Annotated in this window: 22 protein-coding genes; 14 read left to right on the top strand and 8 right to left on the bottom strand. The window is 43.3% G+C overall.

Annotated features, from left to right (window positions below):
* The first annotated feature begins 66 nt into the window (after window positions 1–66).
* Window positions 67–369, top strand: a complete 303-nt coding sequence (locus tag ACXHJ2_RS15040) for a YunC family protein (RefSeq protein WP_457874170.1) — start codon at window positions 67–69, stop codon at window positions 367–369.
* A 97-nt stretch (window positions 370–466) separates the two neighbouring features.
* On the opposite strand, the gene ACXHJ2_RS15035 is transcribed toward ACXHJ2_RS15040, so the two are convergent.
* The 3 genes from ACXHJ2_RS15035 to mtnK all read right to left on the bottom strand — a co-directional run bounded on the left by ACXHJ2_RS15035 (window position 467) and on the right by mtnK (window position 4,141).
* A protein-coding gene (locus ACXHJ2_RS15035) for an IS3 family transposase (RefSeq protein ID WP_457874169.1) occupies window positions 467–1,629 on the bottom strand; the annotation gives its coding sequence in 2 pieces (ribosomal slippage) (window positions 467–1,365 and window positions 1,365–1,629; 1,164 coding nt in all).
* A gap of 173 nt (window positions 1,630–1,802) precedes the next feature.
* Complete coding sequence (gene mtnA / locus ACXHJ2_RS15030; protein ID WP_165084056.1) at window positions 1,803–2,912, bottom strand: S-methyl-5-thioribose-1-phosphate isomerase; 1,110 nt, start codon at window positions 2,910–2,912, stop codon at window positions 1,803–1,805.
* Window positions 2,909–4,141 carry an S-methyl-5-thioribose kinase gene (gene mtnK, locus ACXHJ2_RS15025; RefSeq protein WP_165084058.1) on the bottom strand — a complete coding sequence of 411 codons (1,233 nt, stop codon included), beginning with the start codon at window positions 4,139–4,141 and terminating at the stop codon, window positions 2,909–2,911. The genes mtnA and mtnK overlap by 4 nt, the downstream gene beginning before the upstream one ends.
* A 307-nt stretch (window positions 4,142–4,448) precedes the next feature.
* Between mtnK and ACXHJ2_RS15020 the strand changes: the two genes are divergently transcribed.
* From ACXHJ2_RS15020 to sufB, 6 genes are all read left to right on the top strand, one after another.
* Window positions 4,449–4,919: a Dps family protein gene (locus tag ACXHJ2_RS15020; RefSeq protein ID WP_165084105.1), complete on the top strand. Its 471-nt coding sequence runs from the start codon at window positions 4,449–4,451 to the stop codon at window positions 4,917–4,919.
* 386 nt (window positions 4,920–5,305) lie between these two features.
* On the top strand, window positions 5,306–6,088 hold the full coding sequence (gene sufC / locus ACXHJ2_RS15015; RefSeq protein ID WP_013370290.1) for a Fe-S cluster assembly ATPase SufC: 783 nt from the start codon (window positions 5,306–5,308) through the stop codon (window positions 6,086–6,088).
* 23 nt (window positions 6,089–6,111) lie between these two features.
* Window positions 6,112–7,416, top strand: coding sequence for a Fe-S cluster assembly protein SufD (sufD, locus tag ACXHJ2_RS15010; RefSeq protein ID WP_064963853.1), 1,305 nt, complete (start codon window positions 6,112–6,114; stop codon window positions 7,414–7,416).
* The gene (locus tag ACXHJ2_RS15005) at window positions 7,413–8,636 is read left to right on the top strand and encodes a cysteine desulfurase (RefSeq protein ID WP_165084060.1); all 1,224 of its coding nucleotides are present in this window, start codon (window positions 7,413–7,415) and stop codon (window positions 8,634–8,636) included. The genes sufD and ACXHJ2_RS15005 overlap by 4 nt, the downstream gene beginning before the upstream one ends.
* On the top strand, window positions 8,626–9,048 hold the full coding sequence (gene sufU / locus ACXHJ2_RS15000) for a Fe-S cluster assembly sulfur transfer protein SufU (RefSeq protein WP_013370293.1): 423 nt from the start codon (window positions 8,626–8,628) through the stop codon (window positions 9,046–9,048). The genes ACXHJ2_RS15005 and sufU overlap by 11 nt, the downstream gene beginning before the upstream one ends.
* 30 nt (window positions 9,049–9,078) lie before the next feature.
* Window positions 9,079–10,476 (top strand): Fe-S cluster assembly protein SufB, encoded by a 1,398-nt coding sequence (sufB, locus tag ACXHJ2_RS14995; protein WP_016819590.1) that lies wholly within the window; start codon window positions 9,079–9,081, stop codon window positions 10,474–10,476.
* Here the strand turns inward: sufB and ACXHJ2_RS14990 are convergent.
* Entirely contained in the window at window positions 10,466–10,747 is a 282-nt protein-coding gene (locus ACXHJ2_RS14990) for a tyrosine-type recombinase/integrase (protein ID WP_165084062.1), read from the bottom strand. The two genes, sufB and ACXHJ2_RS14990, sit on opposite strands and share 11 nt — an antisense overlap.
* A 74-nt stretch (window positions 10,748–10,821) precedes the next feature.
* Between ACXHJ2_RS14990 and ACXHJ2_RS14985 the strand changes: the two genes are divergently transcribed.
* Window positions 10,822–11,094, top strand: coding sequence for a hypothetical protein (locus tag ACXHJ2_RS14985; protein WP_185156554.1), 273 nt, complete (start codon window positions 10,822–10,824; stop codon window positions 11,092–11,094).
* A 351-nt stretch (window positions 11,095–11,445) separates the two neighbouring features.
* On the opposite strand, the gene ACXHJ2_RS14980 is transcribed toward ACXHJ2_RS14985, so the two are convergent.
* Together ACXHJ2_RS14980 and ACXHJ2_RS14975 are read right to left on the bottom strand one after the other, a co-directional pair.
* The gene (locus ACXHJ2_RS14980) at window positions 11,446–11,715 is read right to left on the bottom strand and encodes a phage antirepressor KilAC domain-containing protein (RefSeq protein ID WP_238791141.1); all 270 of its coding nucleotides are present in this window, start codon (window positions 11,713–11,715) and stop codon (window positions 11,446–11,448) included.
* A gap of 86 nt (window positions 11,716–11,801) precedes the next feature.
* Window positions 11,802–12,062 carry a hypothetical protein gene (locus ACXHJ2_RS14975; protein WP_165084064.1) on the bottom strand — a complete coding sequence of 87 codons (261 nt, stop codon included), beginning with the start codon at window positions 12,060–12,062 and terminating at the stop codon, window positions 11,802–11,804.
* Between the two features lie 231 nt (window positions 12,063–12,293).
* On the opposite strand from ACXHJ2_RS14975, the gene ACXHJ2_RS14970 reads away from it, so the two are divergent.
* Window positions 12,294–12,899: a CPBP family intramembrane glutamic endopeptidase gene (locus ACXHJ2_RS14970; RefSeq protein WP_165084065.1), complete on the top strand. Its 606-nt coding sequence runs from the start codon at window positions 12,294–12,296 to the stop codon at window positions 12,897–12,899.
* 1,402 nt (window positions 12,900–14,301) lie between these two features.
* Window positions 14,302–14,664, top strand: coding sequence for a YmaF family protein (locus ACXHJ2_RS14965; protein WP_025676020.1), 363 nt, complete (start codon window positions 14,302–14,304; stop codon window positions 14,662–14,664).
* Window positions 14,665–14,891: 227 nt separating this feature from the next.
* Here ACXHJ2_RS14965 and ACXHJ2_RS14960 read toward each other — a convergent pair whose 3' ends face one another.
* The gene (locus tag ACXHJ2_RS14960; RefSeq protein WP_165084067.1) at window positions 14,892–15,731 is read right to left on the bottom strand and encodes a manganese catalase; all 840 of its coding nucleotides are present in this window, start codon (window positions 15,729–15,731) and stop codon (window positions 14,892–14,894) included.
* A 225-nt stretch (window positions 15,732–15,956) separates the two neighbouring features.
* On the opposite strand from ACXHJ2_RS14960, the gene ACXHJ2_RS14955 reads away from it, so the two are divergent.
* A complete protein-coding gene (locus tag ACXHJ2_RS14955; RefSeq protein WP_165084069.1) occupies window positions 15,957–16,811 on the top strand; it encodes a manganese catalase family protein in 855 nt (284 codons plus the stop codon).
* Between the two features lie 169 nt (window positions 16,812–16,980).
* On the opposite strand, the gene ACXHJ2_RS14950 is transcribed toward ACXHJ2_RS14955, so the two are convergent.
* On the bottom strand, window positions 16,981–18,045 hold the full coding sequence (locus tag ACXHJ2_RS14950) for an HD-GYP domain-containing protein (protein ID WP_165084071.1): 1,065 nt from the start codon (window positions 18,043–18,045) through the stop codon (window positions 16,981–16,983).
* A gap of 272 nt (window positions 18,046–18,317) precedes the next feature.
* Here ACXHJ2_RS14950 and ACXHJ2_RS14945 point away from each other — a divergent pair, with 272 nt between their 5' ends.
* From ACXHJ2_RS14945 to yfkAB, 3 genes are all read left to right on the top strand, one after another.
* Window positions 18,318–19,772, top strand: a complete 1,455-nt coding sequence (locus ACXHJ2_RS14945; RefSeq protein ID WP_165084073.1) for a bifunctional metallophosphatase/5'-nucleotidase — start codon at window positions 18,318–18,320, stop codon at window positions 19,770–19,772.
* Window positions 19,726–20,886 (top strand): HD-GYP domain-containing protein, encoded by a 1,161-nt coding sequence (locus ACXHJ2_RS14940; protein WP_165084075.1) that lies wholly within the window; start codon window positions 19,726–19,728, stop codon window positions 20,884–20,886. Before ACXHJ2_RS14945 ends, ACXHJ2_RS14940 begins: the two co-directional genes overlap by 47 nt.
* A gap of 97 nt (window positions 20,887–20,983) precedes the next feature.
* A complete protein-coding gene (gene yfkAB, locus ACXHJ2_RS14935; protein ID WP_165084077.1) occupies window positions 20,984–22,114 on the top strand; it encodes a radical SAM/CxCxxxxC motif protein YfkAB in 1,131 nt (376 codons plus the stop codon).
* The last annotated feature ends 54 nt before the right edge of the window (window positions 22,115–22,168 follow it).

The raw sequence follows: 22,168 nt of genomic DNA, 5'->3' as shown, positions 1-22,168 counted from the left end.
CACACTTACCCGCAAATGCCGCATAAAATATCCCGGATGAACAAAGAGGAGGTGCATGTAATAACCATGATACACATGGAACCCATTCAAGTGGGTGAGCATACATTTATCGGAGTTGAGGTCAAACTGCCTAAAACAACGCTATTGACGATCTCTAACTCCCGTGGTTACATCATGTGTGGTGCGCTGGATGTCGGATTGCTCAATGAACGGTTGACGGATCGGAAAATTCTTGCCGCACGAGCTGTGGGGGTAAAAACATTAAAGGAACTGTTGGAAGCACCAATGGAGTCTGTGACAACGGAAGCCGAGCAACTTGGAATTAAGCCAGGGATGCCAGGCTATGAAGCACTATTAAAACTGGTGTAGAAAGCCTAGTAATAGTTGTTGAATAAAAGCAAAAAAATTAAAAAACCGGGCGCTATGGTCATACCCCTGTCAAGTAGACAGAACTAAAAAGACATCTTTAAGCAGCAACCGTTTCTCGGTATTCAATCGGGGAACGGTTGTTTAATTTTTTCTGAAATCTATGTTCATTATAAAAAGAAATGTACTCCCGTACGTGTTGTTCTACCTCCGCTAGGGTTCCGGGTTTCGTTAAATAAATCTTCTCTGTTTTAAGATGGGAGAAGAAGGATTCTATACAGGCATTGTCTAGGCAATTTCCACGCCTTGAATGGCTCCCAAGCATGCCAAGCCGCTTAAGTTTGCGGTTAAACGGCTTGGAGGTATACTGAAAACCCTGGTCTGAATGGAGAATGACACCCTCCATGTTCACGTTCTTACTTAGAACGTCTAGCGTCTCGCTAACTAGAGCAAGGTCATTTCGTTCCGAAAGACGCCAAGCCACGATTTCATTGTTAAACAGATCTTGAATGACAGAGAGATATACAAACCGCTCTCCAGCTCGTATGTATGTAATATCGGTAACCAGCTTGGATAAAGGAGAATCTGCCTGAAATTGTCGATCTAATCGGTTGGCATTTACCACAGATGCCTGTTTGCCAAAAAAGCGCCGCTTCTTTCGAATGACGGAACGGATCCCTAATTTCTTCATTAGGCGGTACACCTTTTTGTGATTGACCAAGATACCTTCTCTACGTAAAGCAACGGTCATCCGCAGATAACCAAAATAGGGATGGATCCGGTGGATCGACAACATATGCGATTCCAGAAGCTCTTCTTCTTGCTTACGCTGCTGGGTTGTTTGCTGATTCTTTCTCCATTTATAATATCCTGCCCGAGAAACATGGGCTAATTCAAGTAACCATTTCAACGAATATCGTGTTCGCATTCCCTCAATAATTTCAAACCTCGCTTCTTTCCTCGTCACTCCTTGTGTAGATTTGGATACTGCTTTTTTAAATATTCAATCTCCGCCCGTAGATACGCCATCTCCTCTTCCATACTGGAAAATTTCGTTTTGGGTCGTCCCTGCCTTGTGGTCGTTGGCTGGAGGTTCTCCCCCGCTCGATGTTTCATTACCCAGCTTTGCACTTGGGATTTATTACGAATGTCCAATTGTTTCGTCACTTCACGAATACTCATATGTTCTTCGTTCACCAACCGGACTGCCTCCATCTTTACATCTAAGGAGTATTGCCGGAATGATTGTCCCTTTTTAGCCATGAAAAATCCCCTCCGTTCAACAAGATTAAGTCCATCTTAACAGATGTCTTTTCTCTCTTGTCTACCTAGAAGGGGATAATACCACTACGGCTCCGGTTTTTTCTGTGAAAAGTTTCATTTTTACGAGTGAAACCATTTGAATTATATACCAACTATATAACCTGCAAGAACAATTAATAGGCAAACAAAGCGGTGAGGTTCTCGCTAAAGGGAGCTTGAACAATTCCTTTTTCGGTAATGATGGCGGTAATGTACTTATGAGGTGTAACGTCGAAAGCCGGGTTGTAAACTTTGATGCCTTCTGGGGCAGTTCTTTTACCAAAGCTCTCGGTAACTTCTTCTGCAGAACGTTCCTCAATCGGAATATCTGCGCCTGTAGCGGTCTGTAAATCAATGGTAGATAGTGGCGAAGCAACGTAAAAAGGTATACCATGCGCTTTCGCCAGCACTGCCAGGCTATAGGTGCCGATTTTGTTGGCCACATCCCCATTAGCAGCGACTCTGTCTGTGCCGACAATGACCGCCTGCACCCATCCTTTGGACATCACCATGCCTGCCATATTGTCACAGAGCAAGGTTACATCTATGCCTGCCTGCTGAAGCTCAAAGGCGGTCAGACGCGCACCCTGTAATACGGGGCGAGTTTCGTCAGCAAATACTTTCAGGTGGATACCGTTCTCCTGAGCTAAATACATAGGCGCGAGCGCTGTTCCGTATTTGGCTGTTGCCAAGCCGCCTGCATTGCAATGAGTGAGTACGCCCATCCCGTCCTCGAACAGAGGTAATGCATGGATACCGATTTGGCGACAAACTTCTTCATCCTCTGCCTGAATGGCTATAGCTTCACGCTCCAGCCCTGCATTCCAGTCTTCGATCTGACTTACCTCAGCCTCTGTGACAAGTTCGCCGGCTCGCTTCTTCATGCGGTCCAGAGCCCAGAACAGATTTACGGCAGTCGGCCGTGAGGTAGCCAAATGTCCGCACACTGCGTGTACATGCTCCAGCCATCCAGCAGCGTCGTTGCCGCGATAGGAGATAGCGCCCAGCACAACACCGTAGGCTGCAGCCATCCCGATGGCGGGGGCGCCCCGTACCTTCATGGCATGGATGCCCTCCCATACTTCCTCGGTCGTGAATAAATCCAGCATGACTATCGTTTCGGGCAGAAGACGCTGATCCAGCATGGACAAGTGGTTACCCTTCCACATCAGCGAAGATAGAGGCTGTCCGGGCGCAGATGCTTCTCGGGAGGATGCGGGCGTCCAATCTTTATTTTCACTCATATTCGTGATGCTCCTTTAGTTTGGATCGCTGTTGCTGTCCGAACAATATCCCCCAGCTCCCGAATCGAATGAAGCTTGCGATTGCAGAGAACCAAGGCTTTTCCGATCGCTAACGCGAGACGTTCCGCAGCTTCCTTGATATCAGGATCGGCAATGGTATCGATATCCGCTACATGCGACAGGCTGATGATCCGGCGGATCACTTTGCACCCTGCAAAACCAATCGTATCTTGCAGCACTTTCTGGAGATACAAGTCCTGATATCCGGGCGTTCGTGCCAAATGATCGGTGACGTGCTTGTCCCACAGGGTACGGAACCTGTTTTCAAACTGCTCCCATACTTGAATGGCAGTCTCCAGGAGCCAGTCACGTTTTTCCTTTAGGGCCTTCTCGCCAGAAGTCCATCCGGGCTGTGCTGCGTAGTTCAACAGGAGATTGGCGATGACCGCTCCGATATCAAACCCCATGGGTCCGTAGAAGGCAAATTCAGGATCAATGACTTTAGTCGATTCAGCCGTTACAAAAATACTGCCTGTATGGAGGTCGCCGTGTAGGAGTGCTTCTGTTCGTGTCATAAACTTTTCTCGCAGCAAAGCCACTTCCAGGTGAAGTACTTGATCTGTACGGAGTACCGCTGCTTCGTCTTCAATGTACACACCATAGTTGTTATTATCTGAAAACCGGTAGGGTTCATCCAAAATCAGATCCTCAGTTATTTTACAAAGTTCAGGGTTAATAAAGCGTTTAACCAGCTCTTTTTTATCCTGCTGATTCATGCCTAAATCTGAGGTGAAAAAGAGCGTGCGTGCCAGAAACTCCCCAATATGATTAGCAAAAAGGGGATATGTGTTGCCTTCTATTAGTCCCTTGCGCATGATTGTGTGTGAGCTAAGATCTTCCATCACGGTTAGCGCAAGCTCATCGTCATAGCCAAGTACCGCAGGAACCAATTCGGGGCAAAGCTGGTGTTCCTGCTGAAGTGCCTCACGTTCAATACGGGCACGATCCAGCGACAACGGCCAGGATTCACCCACAATTTTTACATAGGGAAGTGCCTGCTTGGCAATGATACTCTTATTAGATTTGGAATCTGTAATATGAAAAACCAGATTTAAGTTGCCATCACCGATTTCTCGGCATTCCAGCTGGGCTCCCTGACTGAAAAATCCGGGGATGTTCTTCACGAATTCGATTGCTTCTTCGGTCGTTAAGGGATGATATTTGGACAATGAGGTCACCTCCGTAAATTGTGCACATGTAAATGGTAAAAAAATATCACAATATTAAACCAAGTATTTTGATAGGATAGAGAAAGTATAACGAAAATCACTGAATTTTTGTATATTTTTTTTATGATGGATTGGAAAAGAGAGAACTCTTCTTTTTGTTTCGTCTCTGTATAGAAAGGGTAAATATGAAACAGACGTCCGGCAGGTGATACTCAAATGCCCGCTGGCGTCTTACCGTCAGCAGTGACGGTGATGGATACGTAAACGCTTCTGAAAGTCAATTTGATGAAAAAGGAAGGGATTTATGATGGCTAAAACAACAAGTAACTCGAAAAATACGCAAACCAAATCGGTGGAGGAACTTTTAAACCGTCAAGTCGCTAACCTCAATGTGTTATATGTGAAAATTCATAACTATCACTGGTACGTGAAAGGCTCCAGTTTTTATACACTCCATGTTAAATTCGAAGAATTATACAATGAAGTGACATTGAAAATGGATGAGATTGCCGAGCGTTTGCTCGCCTTGAAAGGTTCTCCTTCTGCAACATTAAAGGAATACCTAGAGCTGTCCTCAATTGACGAGGCCACTGGCAATGAAGATGCTCCTAAGATGGTACAAACTTTGATCGAGGATTTTGCGACTATATGTGAGGAGTTTCAGGAAGGTATCGAATTGGCGGAAAGTAATTCCGATCAGCCTACTGCAGATTTGCTAATCGGTTATAAAGCGGATCTGGAGAAACATATGTGGATGCTGCGCTCTTATTTGGACTAACTCCTCAAGCTTTCGTTCTAAAATAACCCTTTACATGTAAAACGCTACTGACGCATGCTGTCAGTAGCGTTTTTATGGCTAAAAAAGAGATGATGTATCCCATGGTTTTTTGTACTACACTATAACTATATAATCATTCGCAGGATGTATTTAGTCATTTGTGCGCTTGGTAGGATGAACATTTTATGAAGAAAGTTGGATAACGTGTGTCTGTTGGTTGCACCCTTAAAGATATTTATTATAAAATAACTTGAGAATCATTGAGAATCAGTTTAGAATGATTATAAATAAATTTTTAAATATTGCTTGAAATCAGGGGGCTCCCCTGTTTAAATATACTTTCTGATTTCGACACCACACTACATTTTTTGGAGGGTATTGCGAATATGGCTACAAACTTTAAGATTGAAGGTCTCAAAGCGACCATTGAAGGTAAAGAAATTTTGAAGGGTATTAACCTCGAAATGAAGGGCGGAGAAATCCACGCTATCATGGGTCCTAACGGAACGGGTAAAAGTACACTCGCATCTGCTTTGATGGGTCATCCTAAATATGAAGTCACAGATGGCAAAGTAACTTTGGATGGAGAAGACGTGCTGGATATGGAAGTGGATGAGCGTGCACGTGCAGGATTGTTCCTGGCGATGCAGTATCCAAGTGAAATTGCAGGGGTAACAAACTCCGACTTTTTGCGTAGTGCAATCAACGCACGCCGTGAAGAAGGACAAGAGATTTCCCTGATTAAGTTTATCCGCCAAATGGAAAGCAAAATGAAAGAGCTTGAAATGAATCCTGAGTTTGCTCACCGTTACCTGAACGAAGGTTTTTCCGGTGGTGAGAAAAAACGGAATGAAATTCTGCAAATGATGATGCTTGATCCGAAAATTGTCGTTCTGGACGAAATTGACTCCGGTCTGGATATCGATGCTTTGAGAATCGTAGCTAACGGTGTAAACGCTATGCGTTCTGAAGACCGTGGCTTCCTTGTGATTACTCACTACCAACGTCTGTTGAACTACATTAAACCAGATTATGTACACGTGATGATGCAAGGACGTATCGTTAAATCCGGTGGTCCTGAGCTTGCAGAGCGTCTGGAAGCGGACGGTTACGACTGGATCAAGGAAGAGCTGGGTATCGTTGATGAAACTGTAGGACAAGAGGCGTAAGCCGGAAGCGAGGAGGAAAACTGATGACAACACAAACAATCCTTCCGGTAGATTCCGAGCAACTGCGTGTTCTGTCCGAACGTAATGGCGAGCCAACTTGGCTAGCCGAAGACAGACAAAAAGCACTTGAGCTTGCAGGCCAACTGGAGCTTCCGGTATTTGAAAAAACAAAAATCGAGCGTTGGAATTTAAACGATTACGGTCAACATAAACTGAGCGAGGTCATTGCATCTGTAGGTCAGGTTCCTGCAGCCATTGCTGATCTGGTCAAAGAACAACAGGAGGGCGGTCTGATCATCCAGCGCAACTCCGGTGCGGTATACGTGAAGCTGAGCGAGGAACTGGCGGCGCAAGGCGTCATTTTCACGGATTTGCAAACGGCGGTTAAAGAGCATGCTGATTTGGTCAAAGCTCATCTGAATACTGTTATTAAAGCTGAAGAAAATTCATTATCTGCACTACATGCAGCACTCTGGAACGGTGGAGTATTTGCTTATGTGCCTAAAAATGTAGAGCTGAACGTTCCGCTTCAAGCTGTGTTCCTCACGGATGATGCGACTGCAACGTTTGCGCCGCATGTGCTGCTCATAGCTGAAAACCATAGTTCCGTGACGTACGTAGACAACTATGTATCTGCGGATTTGGCGGCACCTGTTCTTCATAACGGTGCGGTAGAAGTGGTTGCGAATGCAGGCGCTAAAGTACGTTATGCCACAGTGCATCAGTTTGGAGAGCAAGTAACGGATATTTCCATTCGTCGTGCCACGCTCGGAAATGACGCTGCTATCGAATGGATTGTAGGCGAAATGAACAACGGCAATACAGCGAGCAATACCATGTCCGTGCTCAAAGGCAATGGCTCTAACTCGGATGCCAAGGTTATTGCTGTAGGTTCTGGTTCGCAAAAGTTGAACTATACGACACAAGCACAGCATTTTGGTAAAAATTCCGCTAGTCAGATGATTACGCGCGCCGTTATGCGTGAAGAAGCATCTTCTATCATTAACGGAATTACGAAAATAGAAAAAGGTGCTACCAAAGCAGACGGTCAGCAAACAGAACGTGTTCTGATGCTCAGCCCGCAAGCACGTGGTGACGCTAACCCGATCCTGCTGATTGATGAAGACGATGTAACAGCAGGACACGCAGCCTCGGTTGGTCAGGTTAACCGTGAGCAAGTGTATTACTTGATGTCCCGCGGAATTAGCCGTGCAGAAGCTGAACGATTGATTATTTACGGCTTCCTGGCACCTGTCGTATCTGAAATTCCGCTTGAAGGACTTCAACATCAGCTGCAAAGCCTTGTTGAAAGGAAGTTAGGCCAATGAACACTGCATTGATCCGTGAACAATTCCCGATTTTACATCAGGAGATTAACGGTCATCCGCTGGTTTATTTGGATAATGCGGCCACTTCGCAAAAGCCGCTAGCGGTCATCGAGGCGATCAAGCACTACTATGAATTTGATAATTCGAATGTACACCGTGGTGTGCATACCTTGGGTAGCCGTGCTACGGATGCTTATGAAGGTGCGAGGGAGAAGGTAGCCCGTTTTCTGAATGCCAAGCGCAGTCAGGAAATCATTTTTACACGCGGAACAACAACGGCGCTGAATCTGGTGGCTTCTTCGTACGGTAGAGCTAACTGTAAGGAGGGTGATGAAATTGTCATCACTCAGATGGAACATCACAGTAACCTAATTCCGTGGCAACAGGTAGCCAAAGCCACTGGTGCAACTTTGAAATATATTCCACTTCAAGAGGACGGTAGCGTCGATCTTGCTGACGTGGAGAAAACTGTCACAGAAAACACAAAAATTGTAGCAATTGCGCATGTCTCCAATGTGCTTGGCGTTGTGAATCCGGTCAAAGAGATTGCTGCTATTGCACATCGCAAAGGTGCAGTCATCGTTGTCGACGGTGCACAAAGCACGCCACATATGAAAGTAGACGTGCAAGACATTGATGCTGATTTTTATGCTTTCTCTGGTCACAAAATGTGTGCTCCTACAGGAATTGGTGCACTTTACGGCAAGAAGGCGCTGCTGGAAAACATGGAGCCCATTGAGTTTGGCGGTGAAATGATCGACGATGTGGGATTGTATGAATCCACATGGAAGGAGCTACCTTGGAAATTCGAAGGTGGCACCCCGATTATCGCTGGGGCTGTTGGCTTGGGAGCTGCCATTGATTTTCTGGAAAGCATTGGACTGGACGCCATTGCACAGCATGAGAGCCGTCTATCGAATTATGCACTTAAACGTCTCCGTGAAGTGGATGGTTTGAAGATCTACGGACCTGCTGAACGTCATGTCGGGCTTGTAACATTCAACTTGGATGATGTGCATCCGCATGATGTAGCTACCGTACTGGATAGCCAAGGGGTGGCCATACGTGCGGGCCATCATTGCTGCCAGCCATTGATGCGCTGGTTGAAAGCCAGTGCAACTGCACGTGCTAGCTTTTACCTCTATAACACAGAAGAGGATATCGACGCTCTGGTCAGCGCCTTAATCCAAACAAAGGAGTATTTTGGCGATGCAACTTGACGACTTGTACCGACGCGTGATTATGGATCATTATAAAAATCCGCGCAATCGCGGACGTTTTGAGGACGATGCTGTTACGGTGGATTTGAACAATCCTACGTGTGGTGACCGGATATCCCTTCAACTCAAAACGAAAGACGGCTTAGTTGAGGATGCTCGTTTTACTGGCGAAGGTTGCTCAATTAGTATGTCCTCGGCTTCGATGATGACAGAAGCGGTCAAAGGAAAAACGATTGATCAGGCCTTGGATATGGCGAGTCGCTTCTCCTCTTTAATGAAGGGCGAAGCCGTCGAATTTGATGATTATGAAGAATTGGAAGCTTTGTCAGGCGTTAATAAGTTCCCGGCCCGCATTAAATGTGCGACCTTGGCTTGGAACGCGCTGCGTAAAGGAATAGATGAAGATAAATAATTTAAATAGAACAGAGGAGGTTTGAGAAACATGGCCAAGAAAGCACCGGAAATGGAAGAGTATAAGTATGGCTTTCGTGACGAGCACAAGTCCATTTTCCAAACAGGTAAGGGTCTCACTCCGGAAATTGTAAAAGAAATCTCCAAAATTAAGGGTGAACCGGATTGGATGTTGGAGTTTCGTCTGAAAGCATTGAAGCAATTTGAAAAAATGCCAATGCCAAAATGGGGCGGAGACATGGATGAGCTGGATTTCGATGATATCCAGTACTATGTAAGACCTTCCGAGAAACAAGGGAAAACGTGGGAAGAGGTTCCTACAGAAATTAAGGAAACCTTTGATAAATTAGGGATCCCTGAAGCGGAGCAAAAGTTTCTGGCTGGTGTATCCGCGCAGTATGAATCCGAGGTTGTCTACCACAGCATGCAAAAGGACCTGGAAGAGCAGGGTGTCATTTTCATGGATACCGATACGGCGTTGCGTGAGCATCCTGAGATTCTGAAAGAGTATTTTGCCACAGTCGTACCTCCTGCGGACAATAAGTTTGCGGCCCTGAACAGTGCGGTATGGTCAGGCGGTAGCTTTATCTACGTGCCTAAAGGTGTAAAATGTGAAGTTCCATTGCAGGCTTACTTCCGTATCAACTCGGAAAACATGGGGCAATTTGAGCGTACGCTCATTATTGCTGACGAAGACAGCTTTGTGCATTATGTAGAAGGCTGTACAGCTCCAATTTACAGCACGAACTCGCTGCATAGTGCTGTGGTGGAAATTATTTGTAAGAAAAATGCACGCGTTCGTTACACAACGATTCAGAACTGGGCACCAAACATTTACAACCTGGTAACCAAACGTGCGGTTGCTGAAGAAAATGCAACCATGGAATGGGTCGATGGAAACATCGGTTCCAAACTGACAATGAAGTATCCTGCCGTTGTGTTGAAAGGTCGTGGAGCGAAAGGGATGGTCTTGTCCATCGCTGTTGCAGGCAAAGGCCAGCATCAGGATGCAGGTGCGAAAATGATCCACTTGGCACCAGATACTACATCCACCATTGTATCCAAATCGATCAGTAAGCACGGTGGTAAAGTAACGTATCGCGGATTAGCTTCCTTTGGTCGTCAGGCCCAAGGTGCAAAATCGAATATTAAGTGTGATACGTTGATTTTGGATAATCAGTCAACTTCAGATACTATTCCTTATAATGAGATCATGAATGACGATATCACACTTGAGCACGAAGCAACGGTGTCCAAAGTATCGGAAGATCAGTTGTTCTATCTGATGAGTCGCGGTCTGACCGAAGCTGAGGCAACGCAAATGATTGTTATGGGCTTTATCGAGCCGTTCACCAAAGAACTACCGATGGAATATGCGGTAGAAATGAACCGTTTGATCAAGTTCGAAATGGAAGGTTCTATCGGTTAAAATGCAGTAATCCTTGGTGTGACAAGGTTTTTTTAGACCATCTAAAGCTGTTAATTCTCATTCGTGCCGATTCGGATTTTCTGCTAATATAGGAGGCGAACTTTTTAAGTTCGTCTTCTTTTATTTTTTCAGTGATGTCTAAGTATGTGTCTGCTGTCGTTTTAATGGTCTTATGACCTAATCGTTTCGATACAAATTTAATAGTAGCTCCAGATTCCAGTAAGAGTACAGCGTGAGTATGTCTAAATCCATGAGTTCCCTTATACTCCACATTAGCATTTTTACAATATTTTTAAATTATTCACGAGTTGTAGAAAGGGGCAAATAATTTACCGGATAATTTTGGTGGATTATACCAGAGTAGTAGCAGGTGAGTACACAGTGAAGGTTAACGGAAACTCTCTGTCGGAAAATGCGATTGTAGTTGATGGAAAAAAACATGTACCTTTGAGAGCTGTGTCTGACTCTCAAGGAGTGAACTTAAAAGTGGATGGTAAAACAATTCAGATTACTAATGGATCTGACGATACGAAATCTGTAAGTACAGTTTCAACAGGAAAATATGAAGGATGGCCCAAAGAAAAGCTGAATCGGCGAAAGGTGGAAGGCGGAAGTTGAAAAATATTTATCCGATATCGAAAAAGATCGTGACAAGGCTATTTCTGACCTTCAGAAGATATCGAATATGAATACCCCAGTGTCTGATGATATTTTGGGATCAGAAGTGAAACCAAGAAGAATACAGAAATCGGCATACAAGAAGTATTTCTTTACGTTTATTTGGCTGGAAGCAATTACAGCAGAAATGATCTCAGTCAAATCCTCAACAGGTCTGGTTAGATCCAATTGAATATCCAATGTGGATTTATCTTTGCCATGGGTTTCATTACCTCCCTCTTACACAAAAAAAGACACCTTTAGTTTACTAAATCTACGGTGATAGATCACTTTACCGTTATCAAGAACTTCTTATTTGATTTCAACATAGCCGCAATCCGCATATCTGCTATACAACAACCATGTGTCATTCTGCCTGAATTCAATCTTTCGATTGCCTAAATCATGGTTAAGAGCAATGGCTGACTTAAATCCGAGTTCTTTGGCAATCTCTGCGGCAGTATAGGTTTTGTTAACATGCATTAGGATTGAATTTGTTCTTTCCGCCTGTACTCTGGCAGCACGTTCTTCCTTGAGCTTAGTCAGTAGTTCAATTCCAAAGTCAGGATAGGCTATTATCAATCACATTATCCGTAGCATATATTCCATGCTTCCTGATCGACGGCAGTATTTCATCAGCTACCTTAATCTGAAAGGCTTCTGCTACTTCATTTTTTGCTTTCATTGCTACGATAAAAGATGTTTTCAGGAATAAACTCAGGCAGACCAACTTTCCCAACTTCATCACTGTGCCCACTTGTGGGTACGCCAAAATCTTGCAGGTACCCTCTCACTCGCTCCCACCTTACAACTTTATTGCCACTGGCTGCTGAACGAACAAGACCACGGGAAACATCTTCTAAACTCAATTGTGTCGTTCCGTTTCCATCAATAAAACCTCGTACTCCGTGAATTGCATGTATATCCATACCTGTTCTCACCTTTCTTTGAACGCAAAATAAGCCCCTGAGTTATCAGAGGCTTTCATACTTATATCTTAAATTGGTTTTGTTACTATAACGCTGCGGATTTTAAAGGGAAACATTGTTCTATTTATCCCCAATAAACGCCAATCCAAGACCACTACAGATATTAGAGTTTCTGAACATTTTATGGTAATATCAAACTATCAGCTGAAATTTATTGAGGGAAACAAAAAAATGGCTAAAAGTAAACTTATTCTCTTTATATTGTTTTTTTATATAGGCTGGATAATTAAGGAGCTAACATTCCATCCAAAAATAACTGATTTGGAGCTTTATTTGATATCCTTCTTGATAAAAATGATTTTTTGGATTGGGCTAGTGGTCATTTATTTCGTATATATCGATCGAGTAAAGTTGCAACAAATCATTGACTACATAAAATTAAAACAAAATATCATCAAGGGAGTATTTACTGGCGGAATTATTGGATTATTATTGGTAGCAATCGAGGTTACTATCTTTAATGATTTTAGATTGGACTTAGGAATCAGATGGATTATTACACCGTTAACTGCATTTTCTGAGGAAGTAGTGTTCCGGGGATTCGTTATGAATAAACTAAGAGACCGTCGGGTAAAAGGATATAACTTTATACAAGCCATACTTTTTATGGGCATACACTTTCCAATAGGTATTATTTCAGGATATTCACTTCTTAACTATGTGACCATATTTCTCGTAGGATACATTCTTGGATTTATATATAAAAAGACTTCTTCGATATGGGCTCCAACGATTGCACATAGTGTCTATAATATTCTTATTTATTTAAGGCAATAAATATACCTATTCCTTTTAGTGCGTCAATCCTTTATGTTTTTACCGATGATGTTATTGAACCTGGAGAAAATGAAGTTATAAAAGAATTGGCCTTATTATTAGAAGAAGTTAGCACGTTCGTTACGACTGAGAAGCTTAATGGTTGTATTATACGTTTAAAACTCCCTATACAATATCCAACGGACTATTATTATGAATTTATATAGAGCTAACGTGAACAATAACTCAATAAACATGAACAGACGGTAGCCGATAAGGGGGGATACTACGAAGTATAAATACCCATCAGGCAAAGATACAGTAGAATATTTTGGTGACGGGACTTTTCAAATTTTGAGAGGGGGGCCGCAAGACCCTTTAATACTTTATAATCATCTTGCTGATCCACTGGAAAAAGCTGTTGATAATATTGTGTCATATAAGATAAAAAAAATATCGTATACGTGGTTGGTGAAAATAGCTTTATTAAATTGGATTCAAGTACCAACACATACGTGAAAAAGAAACGGATTTCCGGCTTTACTCCCAAAGATAGAGAGATATTTAATGAATTAATGGAAAAATAAAAGTAAAGTCTCCAGACTTACCTAGAGCCTTTTTGTGGTGTAATCTGGATTGTGTGACAAAACCGCTATAAAGGGCGAGGTGATGCATAGATACATATTGAATTTATTACATCTGATTCTACTGATAAATTACGAGACGCTTGTTATGAGTATAATTATAAAAAATATGAAAGTGTACAGCGTGACAGGCGTATATGTAAGAATTTCAACGGAAGAACAGACGTGCAAGATCATCTGGAAAGATCATAGTTTGAAATTGCTGACCAATGATGATGTTACAAAATACTTGATAATGATTTTCAGGCAATTTCTTAGAGACATTCTTAGTAAAACAATAATGGCTACTGGAGTATGAAAACAGCTTATTTCTAGAGTCAGGTGATCAATATTGAAAGGAGGTTGTTTTAACCGCTCCTGTGAATTTGGAAAGTAATTTGCGTAAATACATAGTAGAAATGACTAAAGGCCAACGAGCTACTTTGGTTCTGGATGGAGCGCCTGTCTAATATTTGTTTTAAAGGAGGTACTGGATGGGAAAAGAAAGGATGAATGTTAATTGTCAAAAAAACACTATATATAATAGTAGAAAAAAATTAAGCTTTCAGTAAAATGTGATACCACGCATGATACCGAAAGCTATTAAGTCTAAAGAATAATTGTTAATTTAGCTGTGCGTATAACATTAATCCCCCCAATTGAGCGGTAGTGTAGAAGGCGAACTTTTTAAGTTCGTCTTCTTTTATTTTTTCTGGGACCGCAGATAGTTGCCTAGCACTTATGTATGTTTGCTTAATAGGATGTTGTGAGCGACATAAACATAAGGAGGCAACCAACAGATGCAGAAGAATAAACCTGTAGTAAAGAAGAAGACAATCTCTTCTAAACAGACACAAAGGCATGTACATGAATTTGAAGGTAGTACCAAACTGGCTGAAGAAGGTGCAGACCGACATAATCACCGTTTTGCAGGTGTTACTGGGCAAGCGATTCGAGTTGGAAGAAGTCATGTCCACGAAATTGATCTTACGAAAACTGATTTTGTAAACCATTTTCACAATCTGAGAAGGATTAGAACAGGACCAGCTATTCCAGTCGGAAATGGAAAACACGTACATTTTGTTACGGGCCAAACTACATTAAATGATGGTCATGTACACCAGTTTAATTTCGCAACATTGATTGAGGCACCTCTTATTTAATGAACAGTAGTTTGACTAAATCAAAAAGCTCTGCTAACCATAATTGGTCGGCAGAGCTTTTTGGTCTTACATTGATTCTATACTTCTTGTTTATGATCAGCTGTAATTTGATGTGCCTTATGATAAGCCGTCTTATGTGCACTGTAAGTATATATTTTTGTTTCATTTTATGGTTAGTGTCACCAATAAGCAATCTTTAATGTTGGGAAGACTCGTCTGTTACAAGTTTATTTATCTGAAGTTTTATGGTCTAAGTCATGATGTAACTCAGTTGCTGGTATTTTGGCATTATAGATCTGGCCTTTGGCAACGGGGTTAGAGATGTATACATAGCTTCCGGTTCCATCCGGCGCACTTCCTGTTGCCCACAGACCTTCACTAGATTCTTCGCCTTCAGACAAGTTCCAAAACTCATATGCCTCAGGCTGAGATTCTTGCTCTGCTTCAGGAGGAAAGGAAGCCGGTACCACAACACCATTTTTTTCTTCTAATTCTTGGATTGCCGCCAGCCATTGATACTGATGATAGCGGTCGCGTGCTAGCATTTTCCGCAATGTAGCCTTAATGCTTTCATCTTGGGTCATATGATATAGTCTTGCTACCTGCAATCGACCTTGACTCTCTGCATGCAGGTTGGACCGCATATCTGCCAAAAGATTACCACTAGCAACAATGTAAGAACCGTTCCATGGAACTCCATTTGAATTAGTAGGTAATCCGCCAAGACCACTCACCAGTAAATGCTGCGGGTTAATTCCCCCCATAATGGCAGCTGTAACAGGGTCTTTGGCAGCTTGCTCCTGATCTTCTGGTTTAGCCCCATCAAGTAATTGACTAATTAAAGCACACAGCATCTCCACATGCCCTATTTCTTCTGTTCCAATATCCATTAACATATCTTTATATTTTTCATCACCGCGACAGTTAAACCCTTGAAACAAATATTGCATCATCACGGTCATTTCTCCGAATTGGCCTCCCAAAACTTCTTGTACCTGTCGGGCAAATAGAGGGTCAGGTCGCTCTACTTTCACTTCGAACTGCAACTCTTTTTGATGTCTAAACATAATTAGTCCTCCTATAGGTTAAAAGCAGTTTAGTGAATCCAAGCTATATTAACCCATTCAATGCGCAACAAAACGAGGAGCTGCTTAACAACAAATAACTCTAATACTAGACTGATAGGAGCCTGCATAATAATACCCTTTCTGTTTCTTTGTCTTGTATAAAAATGATAAAAATGGGTAGCATATGTTTTACTTCAAAATAAAAGCTCTGAGGGGGTTTTGGTATTGTATTTTTATAAAGAAGATTTGATTAACTTAATAGTGCCCGATAAACCCGACCCAGCTGCTGCAAAAGTGATTCAGGAGGTTTTGGGTGGTCGATTTGGAGAAATGCGTACGATGATGCAGTTTTTCTTTCAAAGTAATAATTTTCGTGGTAATGCTGTGCAGTATAGGGATTTGATACGAGGAGTTTTCCTAGAGGAGCTTAGTCATGTTGAACTGGTCCAACATACCATAAATCAACTTCTGACTGGCTCATGCGAAGACCAAGCCGGCGATGCTGGAATTGATCATGCTCCTTTGGATGAAGCGATAAAACATGCCAATCCTCATCATTTTATTATGGGAGCTCAAAGTTCCTTACCCGTTGATGCAAGTGGTAACCCTTGGTTAGGCAGTTATGTCTATTCCCACGGCAATCTGATTAGTGATTTGCTTGATAATCTCGTACTCGAATCTACAGGGGTTCTGCAAAAATCCCGAATTTACGAAATGAGCTCGAACAAAACATTCCGGGAAACATTAGCTTTTTTGATTGTACGAGATAATGCTCATCAAAATGCGTTTGCCAAAGCGTTAGAGACACTTGGAGTAGATTGGGGCAAATTGTTCCCGGTTCCAAACTACGATATTAACAAGTATCCAGAATGTCGGAAGTATGTTGAAATGGGCTTTCACAATGCACAGTTTAATTTTCGATTGGATTCTACCCGTATTGGAGAAATATTCAATGGGCAAACGCCAAGCAGAAACGGTGGAGATTTGAGTGTCATTGACCCTCCAGAAGGCTTTCCTCTTCCGTATATGCCTGAATTGCCTAATGAACATAGCCCAGGCCTACAAGATCTTAACTCCTAGGATTAAACAAGCAATACAGAGTAATTGGGCTAATGTTCGTAATACAAAAAGAGGCTGTCCTTTGTAGGAAAAACCTACGGATTAAAGGACAGTCTCTTTTTATTCGTGTAGCCTGTGCTTCGGTAAAACATTCCGTACAAACAAAGTAACGCCGGGTGGCAGTGGCAGATCAGGATTCCAGATAAATTTCGTCAATGTATACATGGCGTTCCTTTGACAAATCTATATATTCATTATCGTTAATTCTTACTAAGGGTCTGAAGTAATCCACAGGATTGTTCAGAATAATGGTTCCTGTCTGGCCTGTAGTCAATAGAACCTGCTTATTAATAAAATTCGGAAGCATATGTCTGATGAACACTTGGGTAGTTTCTGGATTCAGATGTCCAAAACTCATACTGTGCAGCTCACGTAATACGGTGAGCAACTCCTGTTTTGTCTGATACACACGGTTGGAAATCATCGCGCTGTATACGTCGGCAACAGCTGTGATGCTGGCAAAAGGATGAATCTCTTCCTTGAACAGTCCGTGGGGGTATCCACTTCCGTCTTCGCGTTCGTGATGCTGCAAGGCGACAATTGCTGAAATATCATCGCTGGTTGAATTGCGAATAATATCATAGCCATACAGAGAATGTTTCTTCATCTCATGAAATTCTTCAGGTGTTAGTTTATCCGGTTTATTTAAAATTTCATCCGGTATCATGGACTTGCCTATATCGTGTAAATATCCAGCTTTTCCCGCGGCATATGCCTCTTCCTCTGTATATCCAAGCCAAGTGGCAATGTAATATGACAGTATACCTACTTGGAGAGAATGGTTATAGGTATAGTGATCTCCCCGTTCCATAATTAACAGCAGAGATACGACATCTTTTTGACGAGCCAGCTCTGAAACAAGAGGGGCGAACAGCTCATCAACTCGATGTTCATCAAATTTTCCAGTTGAGGAAGCTTCGAGGAACATGCTTTCAAAGCCACTGATCGTTTGCTCCATGAGGGGAACGGCGCGTTTGAGGGACTCGGGGGAAGCAGGAACATCGGGGGCAAAGCCAACCGGAATGCTCGTAGAACCAGCATCAATGTCAATATAATCAACACCATGCAAAATGAGCTTGGAAATATCGTCATGCTGAAGCTCGGTGCCCTGAATCAAGACAGGTACACCGTGCCCATTGTATGTATCGGATTTGAGGCGATCTCCCGGCTTGGCATCGGTAACGTGAACTCTCATGCGCTAACCTCCTTATTGTCGTAAATTTGTCGAAAATACGAAACAAACTTAATATATCAAGAATTATATGGGATGACAACGACTAATTTACTATTATTCCAAGCTGTAAAATAGGTCCCAAGGACCCGTCTCCTCTAAGTTATATATAGAAGGTAATGTCAATGATTTTCACTATCTATGCCCACTCATATGTACCATATTGCTAAATAACATGGTATGCTTAAACATTAGAAGCTCCAAAGTCGATATATAAAATATAGAGGAGGGCGGTTATGGAGATGACGACTCGGCAAACGTTGACCATTTTGCATACCAATGATATCCATAGTCATTTTGGCAGTATGCCTTCGATAGCCGCGATGATCAATGAACGAAGAGCTGCATCAGGGGATGCGCTACTTGTACTGGACATAGGAGACCACATGGATCGGATGGCCCCCGAAACGGAAGGAACGCTCGGTGGGGCAAATGTGGATGTGATTAATCTGACAGGATACGATGCAATTACGATCGGTAACAATGAGGGACTAACTTTTACCTCGGATATGATTGAACAGGCATATGCGGGCATTCATTGTCCAGTCGTATGTGGCAATCTAACAGAGCGTGCTACGGGGAGGATTCCTTCGTGGATGAAGGAATCCGTTATTTTGAACAAAGCAGGAATCAAGATCGGTTTACTAGGTGTGACGGCTCCTTTTACAGAGTTTTATCAATTGCTGGGCTGGGACGTGCTCGATCCGTTTGAGGTGCTGGGGACGCAGATCGCGGCACTCAGAAAGCAGGTGGATGTGGTGGTCGTGATGTCTCACCTAGGTTTACCCTCTGATGAGAAATTAGCATCCCAGTTTCCTGAAATTGACGTTATCCTTGGTGGTCACACCCACCATGTGCTGGAGGAACCGCTTCGGATCGGGAACACCGTTCTATGTGGGGCTGGGAAGTTCGGAACGTTGCTCGGTGAAGTGACGCTAACCCGTAACCATAGTCTTGAACCGTTTCGAGTTACCTCAGGCGGCGTAGTTCCTGTGGATCAGACGCTGCTAGACGAAAAAGTGGCATCGGCCATTGTGTTGCATCGCAGACAAGCAGAACGCGCCATGGAGAGCACGGTAGCAGTAACAGATCGGGAATTGGAGATCGCCTATAATGAGGAGTCCCCTTTCGGGAATTTGCTGGCACAATCGGTGTCCCATTTTACAGGAACCGAAATTGCCCTCGTCAATGCAGGTCAACTGCTTGGTCCCTTGCCTCAAGGAGATATTAGCAAAGGAATACTGCATTCCTTATGCCCATCGCCGATTAATCCCTGTGTTATGAAGTTGCGGGGAAGAGACATTCGGTTGGCCCTGGAGCAATCTTTGCTGCCTGAATTTACAGACAAGCCCATGTCGGGCTTTGGCTTCAGAGGCAAAGTGCTGGGCACGATGTGTGTGGAAGGGTTGACCATTCAGTATGATCCGGACCGTGCTCCTTATGAAAAAGTGACGGACATTCGTGTAGCGGGTCAACCTTTGGAAGAAGATGAGGAATACACAGTGGGCACGTTGGATATGTTCACTTTCAAAGCAGGCTATAAGGTGCTTGCGAACGGAACAGATCTCCGATTTATGCTTCCAGAATTTTTACGGGATTTGATTGAAATGGAGTTGAAGCGTCCGGGCGCGATGGAAGAATGTTTTGCAGCTAGGTGGCTTCAGGTATCAAAACAATCGGGAGAGGATTAAGCTGCGACTGGTACCTGTTACATTATTGAGAGCCGGCATGAAGCTGGGCAAAAAAATATACAATGAAAATGGAATGGTGCTGCTCTCGGAAGGTGTTGAGCTTACTTCGCGATTGATTGAACGTCTAGGCCAAGTCGGAATTGGATATGTATACATTGAGGATGCTGTGACAGAAGATATCGTCATACCCGAGATGATCCATGAACAGACAAGGGCGGCGGCGCTACAGGAAATCAAAAAGCAGTTTCAGGGTTTGTCATCCTACTCCGTAGATCATAAGCACAAATATTTTGGCAAGTCATTTTATAAGGTAATGGAATCCATTCTGGACGATATTGGAGGCCGCCAGGATGCCATCATTATGTTGATGGATATCGGGGCCGCGGATCAGGATTTGTATCATCATTCTTTGAATGTATGCTTGTATTCACTAGTCCTGGGGATATCCAATGGCTACGATAATAATCAGCTCATGGAGCTAGGGATAGGTTCATTACTGCACGATATCGGTAAAATGAAGATTTCACCTCAAGTGCTCTATAAGCCGGGTAAATTGACGGACGAGGAATATGAGCATATGAAGACACATACAGTGATCGGCTATAAGCTACTTAAAGACGAACCAGGGATTCCCTTGTTGTCAGCTCATTGTGCATTACAGCATCATGAGCGTATTGACGGTAGTGGATACCCACACGGTTGGAAAAAGGACCAAATCCACGAATATGCGAAATGGATCGGTCTGGCGGACTCGTATGACGCGATGACGGCAAGTCGAATCTACAAGCAGGCTTTGTTGCCTTATGAAGCGATGGAGGTGCTATACGCCGGGGCAGGAACGCTATATGAGCAGCGGATGCTGGAAGCCTTTCGTGACTGTGTAGCTATTTACCCTCTGGGGCTTTCTGTAATGCTCAACACAGGGGAAGAGGGAGTCGTAGTGCGTATACATCCCAAAATCCCGCAAAGGCCTGTCATTCGTATTGTAAGAGACCGGGATGGGCAGGAACTGAAGGCGCCTTATGATGTGGATTTGTCCGTATCCCTTTCGATCATGATTACAAATACATTAGGCGCTGCTACCGGCCCTTTTGGAGGAGTACGCGTAGATTAGCAGAGGATGTGGAAGAAAGCATGCAGGCACTTTACACATCATGATATGATAATTATACGTCTTTTGAGGTTAATAACAGAAATAAGGTGAAAACATAATGACAGTTCTACAAAATAACACGCTACCCCAAATATCGCCAACGTATGATCCGTGGGACCCGATTGTCTCACTGCGTACACATGGTCGTCATTTGCTTACAAGTGTGGAAATGACCGTAACACATTTATGTAATATGCGTTGTGAGCATTGCGCTGTCGGCGACATGCTGGTTATGCAGGAGGCCCCTTTCCTTCCTTTAGATCTGATGCTGAAGCGGCTGGATGAAGTTGAGCATCTGGAGACAATAAGTATTACAGGTGGAGAACCTGCATTGCTTGATAAAACAGTGGACGATGTGATCGTTCCGCTGTTGAAGTATGCTAAAGAGCGCGGTATTCGTTCGCAAATTAACTCCAACCTGACATTGGATATCAGAAGATATGAGAAGATGCTTCCGTATCTGGATGTCATGCATATATCGTTTAATTATTTAAATGCAGACGATTTTTATGAAGTGGGATTTGCAAATACCGGACGTCCGACTCCACGCGCGGGTGCTGTGCGCCTGTATGAAAAAATGATAGAGAATGCACGCAGATTGAGCGAAATGGGGATGTTCATTTCAGCTGAGTCCATGATTAATTATCGGACACATACGAAGCTAGAAGGCATTCATCAGTTGATCAACGAAATGGGATGCCGCCGACATGAGGTTCATCCGATGTACGCATCGAATTTTGCTTCTGCCTTGCCTGTACTGTCCCTTGACGATATGCGGAACTCTATTGATAAGCTGCTGGATGTGCGAAATCAGGACATGTGGATGTTATTTGGTACACTACCGTTCTTTGCTTGTTCTGAGCGGGAGGAAGACCGTAAATTGCTTCGTCGCTTGCGCCAAGAACCGAATATTACGGTGCGTAATGATCCAGACGGAAGAAACCGTGTAAATGTGAATATGTTCACGGGTAGCGTATATGTGACGGATTTTGCAGACATTCCAGCTTTCGGAAATATTCAGGAAAACAGTCTGGACAATATTTTCGGTGAATGGCTGAATGAGCATCCGCTGAATCAGACCGTGAACTGTCATTGCGATGCGGCTGCCTGTTGCGGGCCGAATCTACTCGTAGCGGATATGTATTACAAGGGTGTAGACTTTAAATCAAGAAAAGCATTGCAATTATAAGCATTTTTACATGATTCCAATTCCAGGTTTCCAATCATAAATATTGAATTGAAT

The organism is Paenibacillus sp. ALE3 (assembly GCF_054113405.1).
This window is presented reverse-complemented; position numbering and strand designations above follow the sequence as displayed.

What these genes read in the sequence shown, in the direction of transcription:
- ACXHJ2_RS15040 (WP_457874170.1), top strand. Translation starts at nt 67, where the DNA reads ATGATACACATGGAACCCATTCAAGTGGGTGAGCATACATTTATCGGA.
- sufD (WP_064963853.1), top strand. Translation starts at nt 6,112, where the DNA reads ATGACAACACAAACAATCCTTCCGGTAGATTCCGAGCAACTGCGTGTT.
- ACXHJ2_RS14945 (WP_165084073.1), top strand. Translation starts at nt 18,318, where the DNA reads ATGGAGATGACGACTCGGCAAACGTTGACCATTTTGCATACCAATGAT.
- ACXHJ2_RS15005 (WP_165084060.1), top strand. Translation starts at nt 7,413, where the DNA reads ATGAACACTGCATTGATCCGTGAACAATTCCCGATTTTACATCAGGAG.
- ACXHJ2_RS14960 (WP_165084067.1), bottom strand. Translation starts at nt 15,731, where the DNA reads ATGTTTAGACATCAAAAAGAGTTGCAGTTCGAAGTGAAAGTAGAGCGA.
- yfkAB (WP_165084077.1), top strand. Translation starts at nt 20,984, where the DNA reads ATGACAGTTCTACAAAATAACACGCTACCCCAAATATCGCCAACGTAT.
- ACXHJ2_RS14965 (WP_025676020.1), top strand. Translation starts at nt 14,302, where the DNA reads ATGCAGAAGAATAAACCTGTAGTAAAGAAGAAGACAATCTCTTCTAAA.
- ACXHJ2_RS14970 (WP_165084065.1), top strand. Translation starts at nt 12,294, where the DNA reads ATGGCTAAAAGTAAACTTATTCTCTTTATATTGTTTTTTTATATAGGC.
- ACXHJ2_RS14975 (WP_165084064.1), bottom strand. Translation starts at nt 12,062, where the DNA reads ATGGATATACATGCAATTCACGGAGTACGAGGTTTTATTGATGGAAAC.
- sufC (WP_013370290.1), top strand. Translation starts at nt 5,306, where the DNA reads ATGGCTACAAACTTTAAGATTGAAGGTCTCAAAGCGACCATTGAAGGT.
- sufB (WP_016819590.1), top strand. Translation starts at nt 9,079, where the DNA reads ATGGCCAAGAAAGCACCGGAAATGGAAGAGTATAAGTATGGCTTTCGT.
- ACXHJ2_RS15020 (WP_165084105.1), top strand. Translation starts at nt 4,449, where the DNA reads ATGGCTAAAACAACAAGTAACTCGAAAAATACGCAAACCAAATCGGTG.
- sufU (WP_013370293.1), top strand. Translation starts at nt 8,626, where the DNA reads ATGCAACTTGACGACTTGTACCGACGCGTGATTATGGATCATTATAAA.
- mtnA (WP_165084056.1), bottom strand. Translation starts at nt 2,912, where the DNA reads ATGAGTGAAAATAAAGATTGGACGCCCGCATCCTCCCGAGAAGCATCT.
- ACXHJ2_RS14950 (WP_165084071.1), bottom strand. Translation starts at nt 18,045, where the DNA reads ATGAGAGTTCACGTTACCGATGCCAAGCCGGGAGATCGCCTCAAATCC.